Consider the following 22,372-nt stretch of genomic DNA (forward strand, 5'->3'; position numbering starts at 1 on the left):
CCGTGCGGCACGTGCGCGGAGAGGACGAGCACTACGTGTCTGAAGGCGATCAGTTAGACCTGTTCGGAGCGGCGGCAGACCTGCCGCCGGCATACCCGGATCGCGCGGCGTGGGGCACGGCACCCAGGCTGCGTGCCTGGCAGGCGGAGGCCATCCGGCGCTACGAGGAAGCCCAGCCCCGAGATTTCATGGCGGTGGCGACACCGGGCGCCGGTAAAACAACCTTCGCGTTGACCGTGGCCAAGAAACTCCACGATTCCGGGAAGATCCAGCGCATCACCGTGGTCACCCCCACCGAGCATCTCAAGCGCCAGTGGGCAGACGCCGCCGCACGCGTGGGACTCGCCCTGGACCCCAATTTCAAGAACGCGGACGGAAGCCACGGCTCGTCCTACATGGGTGCCGCGGTGACCTACGCCCAAGTGGCCAACAAGCCGTTGTTGCACCGGGCACGGACCGAAGCCGGGCGCTCCCTGGTGATCATGGACGAAATCCACCACGCCGGAGACGCACTGTCCTGGGGCGACGGCCTGCGCGAGGCGTTCGAACCCGCGGCCCGCCGTCTCGCACTCACCGGTACCCCGTTCCGTTCGGACACGTCACCGATTCCATTCGTGACGTATCAGGAGGACCGGGACGGAATCCGGCGCTCCACCGCCGACTACACCTACGGTTACGGTGACGCTCTCAAGGACCACGTGGTGCGTCCTGTGATTTTCATGGCGTACTCCGGCCAGATGCGGTGGCGCACCTCAGCCGGTGAAGAAATGGCCGCCCAGCTGGGGGAGGGCTTCACCAAGGACATCACCTCCCAGGCCTGGCGCACCGCGCTGGATCCCAACGGCCACTGGATCCCGTCCGTTCTGCAGGCCGCGGATCAGCGCCTGACCCAGGTCCGCCGCACCGTGCCCGACGCCGGCGGTCTGGTCATCGCCACCGATCACCAGGATGCCAAGGCATACGCCGAACAACTGACTCTCATCACCGGACGTCGCCCCACGGTGGTGCTCTCCGACGACAAGGCGGCGTCGAACAAGATCGACGAGTTCTCCGAATCCGAGGAACGGTGGATGGTGGCGGTGCGCATGGTGTCCGAGGGCGTGGACGTTCCTCGACTTGCCGTGGGCGTGTATGCCACGTCCACGTCCACGCCGTTGTTCTTCGCGCAGGCGGTAGGTCGTTTTGTACGTGCGCGCAAGCGCGGTGAGACGGCGTCGGTGTTTTTGCCCTCGGTGCCCGCACTCATGGGGCTCGCCAACTCCATGGAGGAGGAACGCGATCACGCGCTCGACAAGCCCAAGAACATGCCCGGTGTGGTGGATTTCGATCAACCGATGGAGAGCGGCTGGGACGATGACCTGCTCGAGGAGGCCAATCGCGAAGAGAAAGCCTCGGGTTCGCTGGCGCAGGGCAACTTCGAAGCCCTGGACTCCGATGCCTCCTTCCACGGCGTGCTCTTCGACGGCGGCGCATTCGGTGGCGGCGTGGCCGTGGGTTCCGAGGAAGAGGCGGACTTCCTGGGCATCCCCGGATTGCTGGACGCCGAACAAGTGTCCACACTGCTGCGGGAACGACAAACCCGCCACGCCCGGCGCCGCTCGGACGACGCACCGTCAAAACCGGCCGCACCCGCGGTGCCCGATCACCGACGACTGAAAGAACTGCGCTCGCAACTGTCCAAGAACGTGTCCGCGTGGTCCGCGCGGACGGGCACCCCGCACGGCATCATTCACAATCAGCTGCGTGAGAAATGCGGTGGCCCGGCGGTCGCACAGGCCAGCGAGGACCAGATCACCGCGCGGCTGAGCCTGCTGCAACGCTGGTTCATCGGACGGAAATAGCGGGCCGGCGGCTCGGCCGGTCAGCCGCCCGACGGTCAGTCGAGCATGGGTCGATCGAGATCCTCGACCACGGCCACACCGGCATCCGCGAGCTCCACGGTGGCGCGCTCGCCGGACTCCTTGGCCACCGGGGCGGTGAGGGGTAGCAGGACCCGGGTCTCGTAACCGGCGTCCATGGCGTCCTTGGCGGTGGCCAGAACGCAGTAATCCAGCGCGAGCCCCACGACGTCCACGGCCTCGATCTCGTGCCCTTGGAGCCAGTCGTCCAAGCTGACGTGTTCCTCCTCCGCGTCCTCGGGGTCCTCGCCCATGGGGACGTCCACGTCCGGGGCGGCCAGACCCTCGAAACCGGAGTAGGCGGCGTCGTAGGCGCCCTTGCGGAAAAATTCCGTGACGTGGTCGGTATCGAAATTCGGGTGGGTCTGCGCACCGTGCGTCTCGGCCACGCAGTGCACCGGCCAGCTCGACACGAAGTCCGGTTCGTCGCTGAAATGCGAGCCTGGATCGATGTGCCAGTCCTGGGTCGCGGCGACCACCTGGTAATTGGTGTGGCGGTCCTCCAAGTACTCGGAGATCTGCCCGGCCACCGCAGCGCCTCCGGTCACGGCCAGGCTGCCGCCTTCGCAGAAATCGTTTTGTACGTCAACAATGATGAGGGCTGTACGCACGGGTGCCTCCTTGATCAGTGAGCGGTTCCGGGTTCGATGATGGTGGGGATCACGGGTTCGCCCTCGGACAGGCGGCGGGCCGCGCGGGGCAGCTCCGCCACGGACAGGGCGTGGCGTTCGCGGGCGCGACCCACGGCCGGCGCGCCCACGTATCCGTCGCGTAGTTCACCGCCGGTCACGTACTCGACCAGCAGCTCACGGTCGTCTCCGTCGTCGGTCGGTTCGTGGGAGACACCAACGATTTCCTGGGTGGCCACGCCCTGGTCGTCACGACGGCGCAGCGCGAATTTTTCGCCACCCACGGATGCTTTGCCGGACGAGGCCTTGGCCACGGGCTCCATGACGCCGGAGGCGCCTTCACGTGCCACAAGTTTGTACACCATTGATGACGTGGGCGCACCGGAACCGGTGACCAAGCGGGTGCCCACGCCGTAGGAGTCCACCGGGGCCGCGCGCAGGGCGGCAATGGCGTACTCGTCCAGGTCACTGGTCACGGTGATCGTGGTGTTGGCGTTACCCACCTTGTCCAACAAGGAGCGCACCTGTGCCGCCTGGGTGACCAGGTCGCCCGAATCCAACCGGACTCCGCCCAGATCCGGACCGGCAATGTCCACGGCCAGCCTGACGGCGTTTTCCACGTCATAGGTGTCCACCAGCAGCGTAGTGGAGATCCCCAGTGCAGCGATCTGCGCCCGGAAGGCTTCCTCCTCCGAGTCGTGCAACAACGTGAACGAGTGGGCGGCGGTGCCCACCGTCTTCACGCCGTAGCGGTAGCCGGCTTCCATATTGGACGTCGAGGCGAATCCGGCGATCACAGCCGCACGTGCGGCCGCAACGGCCGCCTCCTCGTGGGCGCGGCGGGACCCCATCTCTATGCACGGACGATCACCGGCGGCACCCACCATGCGGGATGCAGCGGACGCCACGGCGGAGTCGTAATTGAGCACCGAGAGGACGTAGGTCTCCAGGACGCAGGCCTCGGCGAAAGAAGATTCCACGGTCAGCAGGGGCGAGTGGGGAAAATACACCTCGCCCTCGGCGTAGCCGCGGATGTGTCCGGTGAACCTGAAATTCTCGAGGTAGTCGATCGTCGTCCGATCCACTACCTTCGTGTCCCGCAAGAACCGCAACTGGGGCTCCGAGAAGTGGAACGTCTCCAGACCCTCCAGCACACGACCCACCCCGGCGAACACACCGTAGCGGCGACCATGGGGCAGCCGGCGGGTGAACACCTCGAACACGCTGCGCCGCGAAGCCGTTCCCGCCCGCAACGAGGCCTGGAGCATGGTGAGCTCGTAGTGGTCCGTCATGAGGGAGGTCGGACGGGGTTCCCATGGATAGCTGCGCTCATTCACGCCTCCAGCCTAATGGGATCGGATCACTGCGCACATCCGTGCGCGGCGGATACGATGGGCACACCATGATGTGCACTTCTTTATCCACGCGCGCCCGAAACGCGCCCGTTCTCATGAGCGCGGCTCCCGCCGAGACCCCTGTTCTGACCCGGAACCCCGAAACCCGCACCATGCTCAACGTGCCGTGGAATGTGGTGGTGTGGGACGATCCCGTCAACCTCATGAGTTACGTGGTGTACGTATTTCGCTCCTACTTCGGCTATTCGGATGCCAAGGCTCGGACACTGATGCTCGAGGTGCACCACAAGGGGCGCTCCATCGTGGCGTCTGGGACCCTCGAGGAAGCAGAGACCCACGTGAGTGCCCTGCACGGATACGGACTTTGGGCCACGTACGAACGGGCGGACCACAGCTAATGGCACACGGATTCAAGAAGACCCGCAAGGGAATCGTCGGGCGCTTCGAAGCACCCGAAGTGCAGTTACTCCAAAAACTTTTCTCCGACGTCGCCGAGACCCTCGAGCCCCAGGTCCGTCCGGACGAGGATCCCCTGGCCGCCATGGTCGGTATCGACCAGGACGCGAGTGAGCCCACCGATCCGGCGTTGAAACGGCTGCTCCCGGGGGCGTCCACGGACCCCGAGCGAGCAGAAGAGTTCCGTCGGCTGACCGACAGGTCACTGCGCGAGGCGAAGATTGGGGCGCTGAAGGCGTCGTCGTTCGCCCTGGAATCCGACCCCGTCACCCTGACCGTGGAACAAGCGCAGGATTTCGCGCGATCGCTCAACGACATCCGGCTGGTGCTGGCAACCCGGCTGGACATCACCACGTCCGAGGACGCCGAACGGGTCGGTGAGCAGGTCGATTTCGCGGCCGTGGAGGACATCCACGACTACATGGCGGTCGTGTACAACTTTGTGTCCTGGCTGCAGGAGTCACTGATGAATGCGTTGCTCAAGACGCTCTGACCGCGCCGAGCACGGCACCGGGGGACTGTGAGATACCTCGCATATGTTGCACGCCCTCGACGCCGGGTGCCGAAGCGTTCGGTACGTGGGAGGCGTATTTTGTGCTGAATTTTCCAGTCTTTCGCGGTTGTGCCTCGCCTCCGAGTGCCAACTGTTACTTGTATTGTGTCCGCTCATCGGTGGCTCGGATAGGGAAAATCGGCGCGGAGCATTACTGTCTTTCGATATGCAGGATGAGCACGTGAACACTTCAGGCCCCAATCCGAACTCGCCCATTGGCGTGTTCGACTCCGGCGTGGGTGGACTGACCGTTGCTCGCTCCATCATCGACCAGTTACCGCACGAGGAAATCCTGTACGTGGGGGACACCGCGCACGGTCCCTACGGTCCACTGCCCATTGCGGAAGTGCGCTCCCTGGCCATGGACATCATGGATGATCTGGTTGATTCCGGCGTGAAACTTTTGGTGATCGCGTGCAACACGGCGTCCGCCGCCGTGCTGCGTGATGCGCGCGAGCGCTATACCCGGGCCTACAACATTCCCGTGGTCGAGGTGATCCAACCGGCCGTCCGGCGCGCGGTCGCGACCACGCGCAACGGGAAGATCGGGGTCATCGGCACGGAAGCCACCGTGGGTTCCCGCGCTTATGACGACACCTTTGCCGCGGCGCCGCATTTGCAGGTCACCTCCGTGGCATGTCCGGAATTCGTCGATTACGTGGAACGCGGAGTGACCACCGGACCGGAGCTCTTGCGCGCCGCTGAGGGATATCTGCAGCCACTCAGGGACGCGGGTGTGGACACACTGGTTCTGGGGTGCACCCACTACCCGCTCCTGACCGCTGTGATTTCCTACGTCATGGGTGACAGCGTGAACCTGGTGTCCTCGGCGGAGGAAACGGCGCGCGATGTGTACCGCGCGCTGATGGACAACAACCTGGAACGCGACGTCACCCTCACTCCGCACCACGAATTCCTGGCCACGGGTGACCCCGAGAGTTTTGAAGTTCTTGCCCGCAGGTTCCTCGGACCCGAGGTGCTGCGCGTCCGTCATACGTCCTCGGTGGCCGAGCAGTACCCCACGGGTTCTCTGGCCATGATCCACGCGGCTCAACGTTGAGTCGGCACCACGAAAGGCACCCGCAGTCATGATGTTGACCGTTATTGGGAACACCGGGAGCTTCCCCGGACCCAACTCTCCCGCGTCGTGTTACTTGCTGACCGGTGAGGATCACCAGGGCCGCACCTGGCGCGTGATCCTGGACATGGGAAATGGTTCCCTGGGCGTCCTGCAACGGCAGCTCGCGTTGGAAGACATCGACGCGGTGATGATTTCTCACCTCCACCCGGATCACTGCGTGGATCTGGCCGGTCTGCACGTGGCGGTCAAGTGGGACCCGCGGGGATGGACTGCCGGCCGCATTCCGCTGTACGGACCGTCCGGATTGCACGAGTACCTCAACCGCTCGCACGCGATGCCCGAAGGCCACACCATGGAGACCGAGTTCGTGTTCAACGTGTGGCGGGAACGCCAGCCGGTGACCGTGGGGCCCTTCACCGTGACCCCGTTCGAAGTGGAACACCCGTGCCCCGAGTCCTACGCCCTGCGGATCACGTTCGACGGACCGATGGGACCTTCGGTCATGACCTATTCCGGGGACACCGATTCGTGCGACGGGCTGGTGGATGCCGCTCGCGACGCCGACCTGTTCCTGTGCGAGGCCGCCTACGAAGAGGGCCGCGAAGACCACTTGCGAGGTATCCATTTGACGGGTTACCGCGCCGGCCAGGCCGCGGCCCAGGCCAACGTGCACCAGCTGCTGTTGACCCACCTACCGGTCTGGAATTCGCCCACCAGGACACGGCGCGAAGGCATCGCCGCGTTCGACGGTCCCGTGGGCATTGCGGAGCCGGGGTACACCTACAAGGTGGTTCCGGAAAAAGTCACCATTTCGGGTGCGTTGGCAAGGCCAGTAACGGCGGACTAGGCTGGCGACATGACTTCGCCTACCGATCCGTCACAAAATAATTCCACGTTGGTCGGGGAGCGATCCACCGCTGCTACGGAGCAGGCGAATATTGTGCGAGCCGATGGCCGCGCCGTCGATGAACTGCGCCCCATTACGATCACCCGCGGTTGGTCGGATCAGGCAGAGGGCTCCGCGCTCATTGAATTCGGTGCCACCCGAGTGTTGTGCACCGCGTCCCTGACCGAGGGAGTTCCCCGCTGGCTCAAGGGCGAGGGCCGCGGCTGGGTGACCGCAGAGTACGCAATGCTGCCGCGCGCCACATCCACCCGGTCGGCCCGCGAGTCCGTCAAGGGCAAAATTGGTGGCCGCACCCATGAAATCTCCCGCCTGATCGGCCGCGCGCTTCGTTCCATCATTGATTTGAAGGCCCTCGGTGAGAACACCGTGGTGCTCGACTGCGATGTCCTGCAGGCGGACGGTGGAACGCGCACGGCAGCAATCACCGGTGCCTATGTGGCGCTGGCGGAGGCGATTTCCTGGGCGCACGCGAACGGTGTGATCAAGGCCAACGCCAAACCGCTGGTGGACACCGTCTCGGCGGTATCGGTGGGCATCATTGACGGAGTTCCCATGCTGGACCTGCCGTACGTGGAGGACGTCCGTGCGGAGACCGACATGAACGTGGTGGTCACGGGATCGGGAGACTTCGTGGAGGTCCAGGGCACCGCCGAGGGTGCGCCCTTCAACCGGGGTGAGCTCGATGTGCTGCTCGACCTGGCGGTCGCGGGTTGCGCGCAGCTGACGACCATTCAGCAGGAAACGCTGGAGGCGGGTCGTGAGCGCTGACCCAGAACCGGCCAGGATTGTTCTGGCCACCAAGAACACGGGTAAGGTCCGCGAACTGCAGGCCATGGTCGCCGCGGCCGTGCCGCATCTCGACGCCGCCGCAGCCGTGGTGGACGCGCGCACCGCGGGACTCAGCGACGTCGTTGAGGACGGCGTGAGCTTTGCGGAGAACGCGCTGCTCAAGGCGCGCGCCGCGGTCCGCGAAACCGGAATGATCGCGCTCGCGGATGACTCGGGTCTCGCGGTGGACGTCATGGGAGGAGCCCCGGGCATTTTCTCCGCCCGCTGGTCCGGTCGTCACGGCGATGACAGCGCCAATCTGAATTTGCTCCTGGCGCAACTGGGAGATGTCCCCGACGACCACCGAGGTGCCCACTTCGTGTGCGCCGCCGCCGTGGTGACCCCCCTCGGCTCGGAACATGTGGTGCTCGGAGAACTGCCGGGGAGAATCCTGCGGGAACCGGCGGGTGAGCACGGTTTCGGGTATGACCCCATCTTCGCCCCGGACGGTTATGACGGTTTGAGTTGCGCACAGTTGACTCCGGAGGAGAAGAACCGGGTCAGTCACCGTGCGCGGGCCATGAAGGCTGTGTTGCCGCATCTCGTGGCGGCATTGGGAGAACAGGACGATTCGGGCGCGGTTGATCCACCGCGCCCGGCCTCGGGGGACTGAGTCATGAAATTCTCATGCGGGCATCTTCCGTTCGCTGACGCCGTGGACGCGGTGCTGGCGGAAGCGGGGGTGAGCGTGGACCGTTCCGAATGGGAGGTCCACGCGGGCGGTTCCGCACACATCGTGGTGAACGCGGGGCACGTGATGAGCGTGCGCATTGCCAAGAACCCCACATCGGGTGAAAACGTACGACGCCGCGTGCGGGCGCTCTCGCTGCTTCCCGACTTCGATTTCGCTATCCCGCGGCCGCTGACCCCGGTGCTCGACGAAGGGCGGTACACGGCCGTGGGGATGACGTGGCTCCCCGGGACCACCCGCGGACCCGGGCCCGTGGCCGCTACCGTCCTGGCCAGCGTGCTCGATCAGCTGCGTTCGGCCGAAGTTCCGCAGGCCGCGCCGTGGCTCGACCGGCCGGGACAGCACTGGGGCGGGCACCGCCGCCGCCACGTGCTGCTCGACCAGGTCATCCCGCGCCTGATCCCGGGGAACAGGCCGCGCGCCCTCGAAGCCATTCGGGACCTGGTGCAACTCGAGATGGTCCAGCCCGAACTGGTCCACGGTGACCTCATGGGCAACAACATGTTGTGGGAGAACGACCGGCTGGTGGGAATCATCGACTGGGATCACGCCTGTCTGGCCGACCCCGCCTACGACACCGCCTCCCTGGGCCTGTGGTTCGGTTGGGACAGCGTACGGCACGCCACCACCCCCGATGACTTCGAGCGGGCGCGGCTGCACGCCCGGATATTCCCCTTGCAGGCGGTCGCCTACGCGATCCATCACGAATTGGACATCGCCCAAATCAATCAGGCCGTGGAAAAGGCCGACGACTGGTACGAGGCTCACGCATCGGTCCACGCCTGAGCGCTCGCCCGATTACGGTCTCGGCCGTTCGTGGCGCAACCCCGCGAATTGTTCCGGGATGCGCGCAGCGTGTCTGAGGCCGACAGTAACCTGTCACCGTGCCCGTCAGTTTCACCGCCATAGACTTCGAAACAGCCAACCGTAGCTTTGCCTCCGCGTGCGCCATAGGCGTTGTCCGCGTGGAGGACGGCCAGGTGGCTGATACCCAGTACTCGCTGCTGCAACCCCCACCCGGCCACGACCACTTCGAACCGGGCAATATCAGGGTTCACGGAATTCGGCCGGCGGACGTGGCGGAAGCGCCGTCGTACGCGCAGTACTGGACGTGGCTCGTGGAACGGCTCGAGACCGGCGCCCCGGACGGAATCCTGGTGGCACACAACGCGATTTTCGACACCGGGGTCATCAAGGCAGCCAATGCGGCAGTGGGGCATCCGGCCCGGCCATGGCGCTACGCGTGCACGTTGAGATTGTCGCGGGCCGCCTATCGACTGCGGTCGTATTCGCTGCCGGCGGTCTCACACGCGGTGGGTGTTCCCCTAGAGAATCATCACAATGCATTGGCCGATGCCCAGGCGTGCGCGGGCATCGTCATGGATCTCGCGCACCGCAGCGCGGCCGACTCCATGGAGGAACTGGCCGCCCACTACGGCACCAAGATCTACAGCACCCGACTCTGACCGTGTTCGGTGCGCCTCCTTGCGCGGGCGCGCGCTCGTCGTTCCCGCGGGCAGGTCACACGTTCACGGGCGCCAGCGGTCGCTCCATTGGCGGGCGAGCTGGGCGAGCTCCGCGCCCACCGGGTCGGTCACTGCCGGAACGGCCTGCGTTCCCCACCGCGCTGCGCAGACGGCCGCCGCCACGGATCGAGCCCCGGGGGAGGCCGCCGGATGCGCCGAGATCACTTCGAGCGCCCGCGTCACGGTGTCGCCGCGCGCCCCGGCGGCGGCCTGGGCGGTACTCGCTGCGAACAGTCCCAGGGCCAGCGCCGACGACGCCGCGGTGCCGTCCCCGAGGGCCCGGGACAGGGCGCCGTCGGCGGATTCGAGGTCCGCGCGCTCCGTGGCCTGGGTGACCAAATGTAAGAGCGCGCGTGTCTTCGGTGCCGGGCGAGTCATGCCGTCGCAGACCTCGCTCACGGCGGTGAGCACCTCTCGGAAATCAGCGTCCGTCTCCTGGGCGCGCACGCTCGCGTGGATCGCAAGAGCCGCGCCGACCGCGGCCGTTTGGGCTTCCGCATGACCGTGCGTGATGGCGGCGGCGTCCACGATGATCGGCACGAGGGCCTTCCAGCCCAGATTGGGGATCAACCCGTAGGGAATGCTGCGCGCAAGAACCTCACCGCTTTCGGCCGTGGGATCGATCGGGCGAGCCACTTCGCCGAATTCGCCGGTGGCGAGTGCGGCAAAACTGTCACCCGAGAAAGCGCAGGCGCGGCTGAGCACGGGGAAATCACGGTCGAACTCGCGCGTGGGCGGCACCGGGGAACTGGCGGGCGGTCGAGCGCCGGCCGCCCGCGCCCAGCGCAGGTAGGACAGCCACGCGCACGCGCTCGGATCCGCGGACAGCCCGGTGTTGGCCCACTCGGCCACCTCATTGAGGGCATCCGCAGAACGGGCGGCCAGCTGCACGTACTCCTCGGAGGCCGGGCCGTCCGTTGCCGCGGCGACCGCCAGGCTGCCGAACACGGCGGTGACGGTGTCCGGGTACGCGCCCATAGCGGCATCGATACCGTGATCGGGGGAGAGCAAGGGTGACGGGGAAGAGGCCTGCATGCACCGAGTCTATGTGAGTGACGGTGAGCCAGTGCGTGTCGGTCAGGGTCGATAGATTGTCGAGCATGAGATTCCTCCACACATCGGACTGGCACCTGGGCCGCACGTTCCACGGCGTGGACGTTCTGAACGTTCAAGCCCGCGCCATGGACGAGATCGCCGCGTGGGTTGTCGAGCACCGCATTGATGCGGTGCTGATTTCCGGTGACGTGTATGACCGTGCGCAACCGCGCACGGAGGTGGTGGAACTGCTCAACGCCACCCTGGCGAGCATTCGCCGGGCCGGGGCGTACGTGGTGATGACCAGCGGCAATCACGATTCCGCCGCGCGTTTGGGTTTCGGGGCGCAAATCATGGCGCACGGCGGGGTCTTCATTCGCACCCGGGCCGAGCAGGCGGCTCTTCCCATTCTCTTCTCCGCCCATGAGTCGGGGGTGCGAGTCACGGACACGGCGCTGAACGGGGACGATCCGGGAGAACGCCCCGGTGCTCCCACGGTGGCCGTGTACGGCATTCCGTACCTCGAGCCGCGGTCGGTGGCACCCCGGTTGGCGTGCTCGGCCACCCACCAGGACGTTCTGGACACGATCGCCACTTCTACCGCCGCCGATCTCCGATCTCGGGCTCATACCCGGGGCGTGGTCATGGCACACGCGTTCGTCACGGGTGCGGCCACCACGGACTCCGAACGAGTCATCGACTGCGGGGGTCTCGGCACCGTCAGCGCGGACGTGTTCGCGGCACACAGTTATGCTGCGCTGGGCCACATCCACAGACGGCAAGCGGTCCGCCCCGCCGTGCGGTACAGCGGCTCACCCGTGGCCTATTCGTTCTCGGAGACGGGTCAGACGAAGGGCGCGTGGCTCGTGGAGTTCACGGACTCGGATGAACCGGCGGTCACAAGCCTCGACCACCGTGCCGGACTGCACCTTGCTCAACTGCGCGGGAACCTGGCGGACCTGCTGCGAGATCCCGGCCACGCGAGCGCGGAGAGCGCATGGTGCCAGGTGGTGCTCACCGATCCCGAACGACCCGCCTCGGCCATGGAGCGCATTCGCACCAGGTTTCCGCAGACCGTGGAACTGCGGTGGGAACCCGAGGGGGGCCGTTCACAACAGAAGCTCAGTTACAGCGCCCGGGTCGAGGTTGCGCAGAGCCCGGACTCCCTGTGCGCATCGTTCTTCGACCACGTCCGACAACGGTCGGTATCGGACGCGGAGCAGAACGATATCGCCTCAGCCGTGGCTGCCGCGCGCGCCGTCGGTGCGTCGGAATAGGGGAACACCATGAAACTGCATCGCCTGGAGATCACCGCATTCGGTCCCTTCGCGGGACACGAAGTGGTCGAGTTCGACACCCTGAATGAGGCCGGTGTGTTCCTGCTCAACGGTGAGACGGGGGCCGGCAAGACCAGCGTGCTGGATGCGATTTGTTTCGCCCTCTATTCCTCGGCACCCACCACGGTGGCCATGGGCGGTAGGAAACCGGGGCACAGTGACCACGCGGATCCTGACACGGCACCCCTGGTGGATCTGGAGTTCTCGGCCGGCGGTCGTCGGTGGCACATCAGCCGCTCTCCGGCCTGGAGCAAACCGTCCAAACGGGCGGCGTCCGGTTGGTCCGAACAACACGCCAAGGTGTTGCTACGCGAATTCGTGGCGGGTGTGTGGGAAGAACGCGGTTATCGACCGGATGACGTGGCCCAGACCGTCGAACACGTGGTGGGGTTGAACCGGGAACAGTTCACGCAAGTGATGATGCTGCCTCAGGGCCGGTTCGCGCAGTTCCTCCGGGCGGGTTCCAAGGAACGCGAGAAGCTTCTGGAAACGTTGTTCGGTACCGACATCTATCCAAGGATCCAGCAGGAACTCAAGGACCTGGCCTCCGCAGCCCAGGCCGACCTCGATGCGCTCAGGCTCGATCAGCAACGAGACCTTGAACGCGTGAGCCAACTGGACGAGCAGCTGGCGGAGGTGCTTGCGCAGCTGCCGGCGGAGACCGTTCCGCTGTCCGAGTCGCCGGGTTCCCATACCGGCGATGACCCGGTCGCGCACCCGACCGCAGACGCGGCAGGGGAGATGCCCGCACAGACAACCCTGGAGGAGCTGTCGGGCAAGCTCGCCACCGTGGTGCCCCTGCTCACCAGCGCCCGTAATGCGGTGAGCGCCCAGCAGACACAGGCTGCCGCGCGAGCACGAGAGCTTACCGAGTGGCTCTCCAACATTGAACGCCACGACCGGCTGAGCGGGCTCCGCGCCGAGCTGGAGGCGCAACGGGACACCGTGCGCATTCGGGAGGCACAGCTGACACGGCACCGGGCCGCACGACAACTGGCCGGCCTCGCCAACGCGGCCGACCACGCGGAGTCGGCGGTGGACCACGCCCGAACCACGGCGCGGGCCGCACGAGAGGCGTTGTCGGCGGGGTCCACGGGTCACGAGCGATTTCGGCTTGTCCTGGGTGGGCATGGCGCCGTTCTGGAGGGCTGGCTGACCGGTGACCGAGATCTGGCGGCCGTTCGAGACGCGGCCGTGGGTGCTCGTCACGGCGCCCAACAGGCGCTCGAGGAGGAGGAATCGCTGCACACCAGCCAGCTGGCCCTGACCGACGTGGAACAGCATCTGGCACAGCATCATGCTCGTAAAGAAACTGTCGAGAACATCCTGGGTCGAGACATCGAGGAACGAGCCGCGGTGGAGCGCACCGGGGACGAGCTGCGCGAAGCCACACGGGATGCCGCCGTGATCCGGGACCGTGATGAACGAGTGCGTCAGACCTTGGCGGCAACGGAGACGTTCCAAGAACTCGCCCGGGAGCGGGATGCACGCGGAGACCACTATCGCACCGCGGAGGATGCTCGCCGTGCTGCGGCTCACCGTGTGGAGGAACTGGAAGCCCAACGATTCGCCTCCGCGGCCGCGACGCTTGCCTCAGCACTGCGCGCGTCAGAACCATGTCCCGTGTGCGGGTCCACACTGCACCCCGCTCCCGCGGGGCATGAGCGGGGCCGTGAAGTCACCGAGCGCACACTCGCGGGCGCCCGGGCAACCCGAGACGAAGCCCAGGCGGAATCCGACCGGACCCACGGTGAATGGCAGGCGGCTCAGCAGCGGGCCGCCCAGGCACTCGGTGCCGGAGCGGAGGAAGACATCACCGCGGTTCGAGCCGCGGCCGCGGAATCCGCTCAGGCCGTTGCCCGGCTCGAACGCCAACTCGTGCGCGCCCGTGAAACCGCGGACACGTTGACGACCCTTGAGCACCGCATCGACGAGTCACGGGCAGCCCTGCGCGATATCGACCTCCGGATCGAACGCGATGCCACGCGGAGGACGTCTCTGACCGCGCAGCTGCAGGAGGCCCGAGAGCGTTTGGACCGGGAATTGGCCGGCTTTGCATCAGCCCGGCAACGGATGGCAGCTGCCCAGGACCTCATGGAGGCGGTCTCCGTCATGGAAACCGCCCAGCGTGGCCTCGACCGTGCCACCCAAGAACTCGACTACGCACGGCACACGCTCACGGGCGAGCTGGCGGAGTCCCCCTTTGCAACGGCGGAGCAGGTGCGGTCGGCACTTCTGCAACCGTCCGAGGCCCAGGAGATCGAAACCTGGCTGCAGCATCACCACGACCGGCTCGGCAAGATCACCGCCGAACTGGCCACGGAGACCATGGTGGCCACGGGTCAGCTCTCGCCGCGGGAGCGCGCCGAAACGTCCACGGAATCCGTGGCCAGAGCCGCGCAGCACAGCGAGAGCCTCGCGGCCCAGCGCGACCGGATCACCGCGGCGTCGGGAACCGTCACCGCCCTTGAGCGCGCGGTTCGGGAACTGGATCGCGCGGTCGGTGATCGCGGTGAACGCCTGCGCCGCGCCCGGGAGAAGTCGGAACGGCTCACCGGCCTGTCCGCCGTGGCCAATGGGTTGTCCTCCGACAACAGTCTTCGTATGACGCTGACGTCCTTCGTGCTCGCGGCCAAGTTGGAGCACGTGGCGGCCGTGGCCTCGGAACATTTGCAGCGGATGTCCTCCGGCCGGTTCAGCTTGCTCCACACCGACCAGACGCGGGGCGGGGGAAAGGCGGGGCTGGGCCTGGAAGTGGACGACTCGTGGACAGGGGTTCGCCGAGGCACCGAAACGTTGTCCGGCGGTGAATCATTCTTCACGTCCCTCGCGCTCGCCCTGGCGCTCGCGGACGTGGTGCGCGCGGCCGCGGGCGGCCAGGAGATGGACACACTGTTCGTGGACGAAGGTTTTGGTTCCCTGGACGAGGACACCCTGGAACAGGTGCTCCAGACCATCGACGGGCTCCGACAGAACGGACGGGTGATTGGACTTGTCTCCCACGTGGCGGAGATGAAACAGCGCATCGGTGCACAACTGGTCGTGACCAAGACCCCCAAGGGGTCACACCTGCGCGTCATGACCGGTCTGGAAACGAACGCGTAGGCTGATCCCGTGAGTTCTTCCGTGCCCGCACCCTCGCCCGTCACGTCCACGACCGTTCCCGAGCTGATCAGGGACGTCAAAGTGCTCAATGGGATGGGCGGGCGCGGCCTCACCCGGATCACACTGGCGTTGCGATTGCCCCAGGTCCTCGCGCCCCTGGGTGTGATCACATGGATCGCCACCCAGACGGCTTCCCCGTGGACGGCGGCGCTGGGTTCGGCGGCCGTGTGTCTGGGCAGTGCCCTGTGCGGAATGATTATGACGTTCTTCGTCAACGTCCCTTGGCGTCAAGCGGGGTTGGCCGTGCTCGCCCTGGTGCAGGGCACGGTCATGTGGTTGTTGCCCCTGGCTCCCATTGAATCCGTCCCGACCGGGATCGAGAGTGTGGGGATGTTTCTGCCCTTCTTCCTCGCCGGATTGTCCCTGGCCCCGCAGGGCCTGGCCTGCAGGATCCGGTGGAATTCCCTGTTGGAACATCGCCAACGGGTGGACCTCTTACCCTCCGCCATGCGCATGGAATCCGTGAGTGAAGCCATGTCCGTGGTGACGGGCGCCGCCATCACCGGGTTGATCGCCACCACGGCGGGGCCGCAAACCGTACTGCGGGTCTCGGCGGTGCTTTCGGTGGTCATGGTGCTCATCTTCATGCTTCATCCATCCGCCAGGTTCAAACAACCCGTTCTCACCATGTCGCTGCGGGAGGGATCGGAAAGATTGGCCCTCGCTCAACGCTGGTCCGCGCAACGACTGCGCACCATGTTGCTAGTGGGATGCGGTGGTCTGGGGGCTCTGCTGGGCGCGATCCAGGGGTGCCTGGTGGTGTTTGTCGTGTCGGTGGACATCGTGCCGTCGGTGGGTGCCCTGTACGCGTTCCTGGGTTTGACGTCCGCGATCGCCGCTATTGTCACCGTGTCCTGGCGCACTCGGGTGTCGCCCCGGAACCTGTGGATCCTCTACGGCACGGCCGCGCTGCTGACCTCCATGATGTTATCCACCCCTTCGGGGGCGCTCGGGTTCGCGGTGGTGCTCGCATTTATCGGCTTGACCATCGGGCCGAGCCTGCTGTGCCTATTCGGGCTGGCGGCCTACGTGGCTCCGGAGAACATGTACATGGGGCTCGTCTCTCATATGACCGCCGCAACCTCCGCCGGAACGGCCTTGGGGTTAGTGCTCAGCGCGTATTTCGGCGTTCGGTACGACTACATTTCCGCTGCGTTGGTGCCGGTGGCCATGGCCCTGATTCCATTGGCCGGCGCACTGGCTTTCATTTACCTGTGGCGCCGGTCGCCGTTGTCCAGCCTGCACGGGTGACCAGTACGGGGGCCGGCGCCGCCCGGTGAAAACCGCGCGGGAAAAGTAGGGAGGTCCCCGGACGTCGGCGCCAGAGTGCTCAGGAATGACGAACCGCGTCGCAGCCGTTGCCGGCCGTGACGCGGTTCATTCGGGTGGCAGGGGTGCCCGCGGACTCAGTGACCGCGCGCGATCCATTCGCTCAGATGCGGTTTCTCGCTGCCGACCGTGGTGGAGTCTCCGTGCCCGGTGAGTACCAGGGTTTCCTCCGGCAAGCTGAGGATGCGCTCCCGAATGGAGTCGATGATGGTGGGGAAATCCGAGTAGGACCGTCCCGTAGCACCCGGGCCGCCCTGGAACAGCGTGTCACCACTGAACAGCACGCCGTGATCGCCGAGATCGGGAGCGTGGAAGGCCACGGACCCGGGGGAGTGCCCGGGGGTGTGCAGTACCGTCAGCGCCGCCGTACCCGCGACGATGTGCTGGTTGTCCTCGAGCGGTTCCGGCTCGGAGCCGTCCGAGAACACCTTGCGCCACAGCACCAGGTCCTCCGGGTGCAGATAGACCTGGGCGTCGGTGCCGGCCAGTTCCACGAACTCGCGGACCGCGCCGATGTGGTCGTCGTGTCCGTGGGTCAGCAACACGTGGGTGATGGTTCGCCCCGCCACAGCGTCCACAACGGCTTGGGGGTTGTGCGCCGGGTCAATCACCGCGCACTCCACCTCGTTGCCGATGATCCACACGTTGTTGTCGACCTCCCACGTTCCGCCGTCCAGGCTGAACGTTCCGGAGGTGACGCAGTTGTCGACCCGCAGGCCGGTCTGGTCGTCAGTCAGAATGGTTGTCGGCTGTTCGCTCATCGGGGCATCTCCACTACGGATCGCAGGACCTTACCGGCCTTCATGGTCTCGAATGCTTCGTCCACTTTGTCCAGCTCGATGCGCTCGGTCACGAACGCATCGAGGTCGAGGCGGCCCAGCTTGTACTGGTCCACGAGCATGGGGAAGTCACGCGAGGGTAGGGTGTCCCCGTACCACGCGGACTTGATGGAACCGCCGCGGGAGAAGATTTCGTCCAAGGGCAGATCAATGGTGGTACCGGGATCGGGCACGCCCACCAGGACCACGCGTCCGGCGAGATCACGAGCCTGGAATGCTTGCTTGAAGGTGGGCTCGATGCCCACGGCATCAATCACCAGGTCCGCACCGTTACCGTCCGTGAGCTCCTTGATGGCTTCCACCGGATCACGGTCCTTGGAGTTGACGGTGTGGGTTGCGCCCAGGCGCTGGGCGGTGGCGAGCTTCTCGGTATCCAGGTCCACGGCAATGATGGTCGTGGCTCCGGCCAGGGCCGCGCCGGCAATTGCGGCCGTACCCACGCCACCGCAGCCGATCACCGCCACGGATTCCCCACGCTTCACGGCGCCGGTGTTGATGGCGGCACCGATGCCGGCGGTCACGCCGCAACCGAGCAGACCCACGGCGGCGTACTGGTGGTCCTCGAGGGGGGTTTCCACTCGAGTGCACTGCCCGGCCGCGACCAAGGTCTTCTCCGCAAAGGCGCCGATGCCCAAAGCCGGTTCCAATGCGGTGCCGTCCTCAAGAGTCATTTTCTGGGTCGCATTGTGCGTGTCGAAGCAGTACCACGGTTCGCCCCTGCGGCACGCACGACACTCGCCGCACACCGCCCGCCAATTGAGGATCACGTGATCGCCCACCTCGACCTCGGTGACGCCTTCGCCCACGGCGCTGACCACACCGGCGGCTTCGTGGCCGAGCAGGTAGGGGAAATTGTCACCTACACCGCCCACCTTGTAATGCAGGTCGGTTTGGCACACGCCGCACGTCAACACGTCCACCAGGGCCTCGCCGGGCCCGGGATCCGGTACCAGAATTGTTTCCACCGTGGCCGGTTCGTTTTTTGCCTTGACCACTACACCTTTGACCTTGTGCATGCGTGTGCCTTCCTGTTGGGTTGTTGCTGGCGTCACTTCCAGCTTAGGCCAGAGCTCGGGTGAGGCGCCGGGAGTTCGCCCCGCGAGGAACTGCGCTGCGACGTCGCAATCCCGGGTCGATACCCGCATGCCCCCGCGGTGGCGGCGCGGTTCGACGTGCCCCGGCGTGGGCGCGCGGTCACGGCGGCGTTAACGGCCGAAGCCGGTTCGTGACCCCGTGGGGGCCTCGAACCGGCTTCGGATCGAACGCGCGCAGTGACCGACGCTAGTTCTTCGCATCCTTGGAATCCTCGGAATCGGACGAGTAGTCGATGTGGTCGTGCTGCAGGCGGAGCTTGCGGCCCTCGGCCTCAAGTTTTTCCTCCTTGGCCTGGAGCTTCTTGGTCTGACGGACGTCACGCGGGGGCAACTGAATGGTGCTCTCGGCCCGCAGGCCACCCTGGAGCTGGCGTCCGCGCTCGACCTCGGCATCGACCTCCGCGCCGAACAAAAGCACGTTGTTCATGATCCACAAGCCCAGGAGCAGGATGATCACGGAGCCGATGATGCCGTAGGTGGCGTTGTAACTTGCGAAGTTGGACACGTAGAACGCGAAAGCGGCACCGGCCAGACCCATGGCCACCAGCGCGATCACGGCACCGGGGCTCATCCAGCGAAACTTGGGCTGCTTCACGTTGGGAGTCGCGTAGTACAGCAGTGCGATCAGCAGCACCACCAGAAAGAGGATCACGGGGATCTTGGCCCAGTTCCACACGGTCACCGCGGTGGTGCCCAGGCCCACCAGGTCGCCCACGGTCTGAGCGATGTCGCCGGACAACAGCACCATGAACATGACCAGCGCCACGATCAAGACGACCGCCAGGGTCACGAGCAACATGGTGGGCTTCAGCTTCAGGAACGGGCGCCCCTCGCTCACCTCGTAGACCCGGTTCATGGCACGACCGAACGCGCCCGTGTACCCGGAAGCCGTCCACAATGCACCGGCCACACCGACGACCAGGGCCAACCCGGCACCCGACTGGGTGGTCAACTGCGAAATGGGGCCGGACAACAGACTCACAAGTTCGGCGGGCGCGTACTGCTCCAGAAAGTCCAGGATCGCCGTGGTGGTGGCTTCACCCTGGCCGAAAACGCCCAAGAGAGACACCAACGCCAACAGCGCCGGGAAGATCGACAGCACCGCGAAGTAAGTCAGTGACGCTGCCAGGTCGGTACAGCCGTCCTTGCTGAACTCCGAAAGAGCGCGTTTGAACACGTACCCCCACGACTGCCCCTTGAGATCAGTAGGAGAGTCGGGCTTGGCGTCGTGGTCCGGATCTGGGGCCGCGTGGCCGCGGCGCTGCGTGGCTTCAAGCTTTTGCTCGCTCATCGCGTAGTCCTCACTAAGAAAAGTGTCGCTGGTGCTAATGACGGTTCTTAGACAGTCTACTGAGCTGTGGGGGTTGGATCGTGTACCCCGCAGCTTACCGCGGCATTCGGTCTCCCTTCCGTGGCCAGCGGGCCTATCGATGCAATGACAACGAATACTGGTGAACGCGTTCGCTCAACCGCATCAGCACTCGGACTTCATCCGGATCAAGTGCCGTGCTGATGAGTTCGGCAACCATTTGGTCGTGACTGACAGAAATGGCCTCGTACAGTTCCGAACCACTACTGGTCAGCGCGACACGTACACCCCGTAGATCTTGCGCATCCTGGCGCCGGGTGACCAAGCCTTTCAACTCAAGACGCTCCAGCATTCTGGAGAGACTGGACTGCGTCAGTAGTACATGACTGTTGAGGTCCCGCAAGCGCAAACCATTGCGGTCAGCGGTGTACAGAGTTGCCAGGACCTCGAATTCCCGACGCGATAAACCATGTAAGTTCACGTTGCGTTGTAGCACGCGAGTCACGGAGACGTGGCAACGCCCCAGGGCCTCCCATGCTTCGATACTGCCTCTTGACGGCATAATTCCCCCTTTGAACGCTCACCCCCTATGAGCGTTCTTTCCATGCTACGAAACCGCGGCGGCAGCTCCGGTGTCGCTGGTGTCCACATTTATGACACCCCTGGATAACCTTGTCCCCGCAAGGGTGCACAGCGCGGTGCCGGTCGTAGCTCGCTTAAATGGCACGGGAGCACTTGTACGACATGTACAAATGCTCCCATGGAAACGCAACCCCGGCTCGGGCTCGGGGTAACTCAGCAGGTCAGCGAATACCCAGCACCTCGGAGGTGTGACCGATAATCTCATCCGCGAGCTGCGGGTTGTCGTTGAGCTTCACACCGTAGGCCGGAATCAGTTCCTTCAACCGGGGCTCCCACTCAGACATCTTGGACGGGAAGCAACGGGACAACAGATTCAACATGATGGGCACCGCGGTCGACGCACCCGGGGACGCGCCCAGCAATGCGCCGATAGAACCGTCCGCGCTGGTGACCAGTTCGGTGCCGAACTGCAGAATGCCACCCTTCTGAGGGTCCTTCTTCATGACCTGGACACGCTGGCCGGCCTCGATAAGATCCCACTGGCCAGCCTCAGCAGTGGGGTAGTACTCGTGCAAGGCGTCCATGCGCTGGGAACGGGTCTTGGTCAATTCGCTCAGAAGGTACTTGACCAGGTCGAGATTGGACAGTCCCGCGCGAGTCATGGGGTACAAGTTGTGCGCCCGCACCGACTTGGGTAGGTCCAGCAGAGAACCGTGCTTCAAGAAGTTCGGCTTGAACCCACCGTAGGGCCCGAACATGACGGCCTTCTTGCCATTGACGTAACGGGTGTCCAGGTGCGGTACGGACATGGGAGGTGCTCCCACGGAGGCCTGCCCGTACACCTTGGCATTGTGCTGGGAGGTGACGGCGGGATCGGTGTTACGCAGGAACAGCCCGGACACCGGGAAACCTCCGAAGCCCTTGGCCTCCTTGATACCGGAGCGCTGCAACAGGTGCAGGGCACCGCCGCCGGCGCCGAGGAACACGAATTTGGCGTGGACGCTCCGGTTGTTGTCGCTGTTGAGGCGATCCTCAACCTTGACCAGCCAGGAACCGTCCGACTGCCGGTTCAAGGTGGTGACCTCCTGGCCGTAGCGGACCGTGGTGCCCTGGCCCGCCACGTAGTCGATCAGCTGATTGCTCAGCGCACCGAAGTCCACGTCTGTGCCCTCGGGAGCGAAAGTCGCGGCCACACGACCGGCGCCGCGACCGTGCATGGTCAACGGGGCCCAATCGGCGATCTTGTCGCGGTCCTCCGAGAATTCCATGCGCTCGAAGAGCTTGTTCTGTTTGAAGGAGTCATAGCGGGTACGCAGGTAGCGGGCGTGGTCCTCGCCAAACACCATAGAAATGTGCGGAACCGGGTTGATGAAGCTGGAAGGATCCTTGAGCACTCCGCTCTCCACCAAGGTGGACCACAGCTGACGGGTCACGTGGAACTGCTCGTTGATATTCAGTGCCTTCTGCGCGCTCACGGAACCGTCTGCGGCCTGGGGTGCGTAGTTGAGTTCACACAGGGCCGCGTGACCGGTACCGGCATTGTTCCAGGCGTTGGAACTTTCCAACCCTGCGCGGTCCAGACGCTCCAGGATGGTCATGTCCCAGTGGGGCTGAAGATCCTTGAGGATGGTTGCAAGCGTGGCACTCATGATGCCTGCGCCAACCAGAAGAACGTCAGTGGATTCTATGGGCTGAGTTGAAGTCAAGGTGTCTCCCGGAATGCTTTGCGGCGCCTCGGTGCGCCGCGTGAGGTTCGCC

General features: G+C 65.3%; 20 protein-coding genes. 12 read left to right on the top strand and 8 right to left on the bottom strand.

Features of this window, described 5'->3' with window-relative positions:
- Positions 1 to 35 precede the first annotated feature (35 nt).
- The gene (locus AC3ENJ_RS00345) at positions 36 to 1,841 is read left to right on the top strand and encodes a DEAD/DEAH box helicase (RefSeq protein ID WP_190780140.1); all 1,806 of its coding nucleotides are present in this window, start codon (positions 36 to 38) and stop codon (positions 1,839 to 1,841) included.
- A 35-nt stretch (positions 1,842 to 1,876) separates the two neighbouring features.
- Here the strand turns inward: AC3ENJ_RS00345 and AC3ENJ_RS00350 are convergent, their stop codons facing one another.
- Positions 1,877 to 2,509 (bottom strand): isochorismatase family protein, encoded by a 633-nt coding sequence (locus AC3ENJ_RS00350; RefSeq protein WP_190780141.1) that lies wholly within the window; start codon positions 2,507 to 2,509, stop codon positions 1,877 to 1,879.
- Between the two features lie 14 nt (positions 2,510 to 2,523).
- Positions 2,524 to 3,864 (bottom strand): nicotinate phosphoribosyltransferase, encoded by a 1,341-nt coding sequence (locus AC3ENJ_RS00355; RefSeq protein WP_431812697.1) that lies wholly within the window; start codon positions 3,862 to 3,864, stop codon positions 2,524 to 2,526.
- Positions 3,865 to 3,977: 113 nt separating this feature from the next.
- On the opposite strand from AC3ENJ_RS00355, the gene clpS reads away from it, so the two are divergent.
- The 8 genes from clpS to AC3ENJ_RS00395 all read left to right on the top strand — a co-directional run bounded on the left by clpS (position 3,978) and on the right by AC3ENJ_RS00395 (position 9,864).
- Entirely contained in the window at positions 3,978 to 4,280 is a 303-nt protein-coding gene (gene clpS / locus AC3ENJ_RS00360) for an ATP-dependent Clp protease adapter ClpS (RefSeq protein ID WP_190780142.1), read from the top strand.
- On the top strand, positions 4,280 to 4,831 hold the full coding sequence (locus AC3ENJ_RS00365; RefSeq protein WP_431812698.1) for a DUF2017 domain-containing protein: 552 nt from the start codon (positions 4,280 to 4,282) through the stop codon (positions 4,829 to 4,831). The genes clpS and AC3ENJ_RS00365 overlap by 1 nt, the downstream gene beginning before the upstream one ends.
- A 241-nt stretch (positions 4,832 to 5,072) precedes the next feature.
- A complete protein-coding gene (murI, locus tag AC3ENJ_RS00370) occupies positions 5,073 to 5,951 on the top strand; it encodes a glutamate racemase (RefSeq protein WP_308495845.1) in 879 nt (292 codons plus the stop codon).
- A 28-nt stretch (positions 5,952 to 5,979) separates the two neighbouring features.
- Positions 5,980 to 6,819: an MBL fold metallo-hydrolase gene (locus AC3ENJ_RS00375; RefSeq protein ID WP_190780145.1), complete on the top strand. Its 840-nt coding sequence runs from the start codon at positions 5,980 to 5,982 to the stop codon at positions 6,817 to 6,819.
- A gap of 9 nt (positions 6,820 to 6,828) precedes the next feature.
- The gene (gene rph, locus AC3ENJ_RS00380; protein WP_431812699.1) at positions 6,829 to 7,647 is read left to right on the top strand and encodes a ribonuclease PH; all 819 of its coding nucleotides are present in this window, start codon (positions 6,829 to 6,831) and stop codon (positions 7,645 to 7,647) included.
- The gene (gene rdgB, locus AC3ENJ_RS00385; RefSeq protein WP_190780146.1) at positions 7,637 to 8,320 is read left to right on the top strand and encodes an RdgB/HAM1 family non-canonical purine NTP pyrophosphatase; all 684 of its coding nucleotides are present in this window, start codon (positions 7,637 to 7,639) and stop codon (positions 8,318 to 8,320) included. The genes rph and rdgB overlap by 11 nt, the downstream gene beginning before the upstream one ends.
- Before the next feature lie 3 nt (positions 8,321 to 8,323).
- Positions 8,324 to 9,184, top strand: a complete 861-nt coding sequence (locus AC3ENJ_RS00390) for a phosphotransferase family protein (RefSeq protein WP_190780147.1) — start codon at positions 8,324 to 8,326, stop codon at positions 9,182 to 9,184.
- A gap of 98 nt (positions 9,185 to 9,282) precedes the next feature.
- Positions 9,283 to 9,864, top strand: a complete 582-nt coding sequence (locus AC3ENJ_RS00395) for a 3'-5' exonuclease (RefSeq protein WP_190780148.1) — start codon at positions 9,283 to 9,285, stop codon at positions 9,862 to 9,864.
- Between the two features lie 63 nt (positions 9,865 to 9,927).
- Here the strand turns inward: AC3ENJ_RS00395 and AC3ENJ_RS00400 are convergent, their stop codons facing one another.
- Complete coding sequence (locus AC3ENJ_RS00400; protein ID WP_190780149.1) at positions 9,928 to 10,959, bottom strand: ADP-ribosylglycohydrolase family protein; 1,032 nt, start codon at positions 10,957 to 10,959, stop codon at positions 9,928 to 9,930.
- A 65-nt stretch (positions 10,960 to 11,024) separates the two neighbouring features.
- Between AC3ENJ_RS00400 and AC3ENJ_RS00405 the strand changes: the two genes are divergently transcribed.
- The 3 genes from AC3ENJ_RS00405 to AC3ENJ_RS00415 are packed head-to-tail and all read left to right on the top strand — an operon-like array spanning position 11,025 to position 16,712.
- Complete coding sequence (locus tag AC3ENJ_RS00405; protein ID WP_190780150.1) at positions 11,025 to 12,236, top strand: exonuclease SbcCD subunit D; 1,212 nt, start codon at positions 11,025 to 11,027, stop codon at positions 12,234 to 12,236.
- Between the two features lie 9 nt (positions 12,237 to 12,245).
- Entirely contained in the window at positions 12,246 to 15,401 is a 3,156-nt protein-coding gene (locus AC3ENJ_RS00410; protein WP_431812700.1) for an AAA family ATPase, read from the top strand.
- 9 nt (positions 15,402 to 15,410) lie between these two features.
- Positions 15,411 to 16,712: an MFS transporter gene (locus AC3ENJ_RS00415; protein WP_190780152.1), complete on the top strand. Its 1,302-nt coding sequence runs from the start codon at positions 15,411 to 15,413 to the stop codon at positions 16,710 to 16,712.
- A 155-nt stretch (positions 16,713 to 16,867) separates the two neighbouring features.
- Here the strand turns inward: AC3ENJ_RS00415 and AC3ENJ_RS00420 are convergent, their stop codons facing one another.
- From AC3ENJ_RS00420 to AC3ENJ_RS00440, 5 genes are all read right to left on the bottom strand, one after another.
- Positions 16,868 to 17,551: an MBL fold metallo-hydrolase gene (locus AC3ENJ_RS00420; RefSeq protein WP_190780153.1), complete on the bottom strand. Its 684-nt coding sequence runs from the start codon at positions 17,549 to 17,551 to the stop codon at positions 16,868 to 16,870.
- Positions 17,548 to 18,645 (bottom strand): S-(hydroxymethyl)mycothiol dehydrogenase, encoded by a 1,098-nt coding sequence (locus tag AC3ENJ_RS00425; RefSeq protein WP_190780154.1) that lies wholly within the window; start codon positions 18,643 to 18,645, stop codon positions 17,548 to 17,550. The genes AC3ENJ_RS00420 and AC3ENJ_RS00425 overlap by 4 nt, the downstream gene beginning before the upstream one ends.
- Before the next feature lie 265 nt (positions 18,646 to 18,910).
- On the bottom strand, positions 18,911 to 20,014 hold the full coding sequence (locus AC3ENJ_RS00430; protein ID WP_190780155.1) for a YihY/virulence factor BrkB family protein: 1,104 nt from the start codon (positions 20,012 to 20,014) through the stop codon (positions 18,911 to 18,913).
- A gap of 133 nt (positions 20,015 to 20,147) precedes the next feature.
- Positions 20,148 to 20,594: a MarR family winged helix-turn-helix transcriptional regulator gene (locus AC3ENJ_RS00435; RefSeq protein WP_223840831.1), complete on the bottom strand. Its 447-nt coding sequence runs from the start codon at positions 20,592 to 20,594 to the stop codon at positions 20,148 to 20,150.
- 241 nt (positions 20,595 to 20,835) lie between these two features.
- Positions 20,836 to 22,320, bottom strand: coding sequence for a malate:quinone oxidoreductase (locus tag AC3ENJ_RS00440; RefSeq protein ID WP_190807107.1), 1,485 nt, complete (start codon positions 22,318 to 22,320; stop codon positions 20,836 to 20,838).
- Positions 22,321 to 22,372 lie beyond the last annotated feature (52 nt).

It is taken from the genome of Kocuria sp. cx-455 (genome assembly GCF_057707085.1).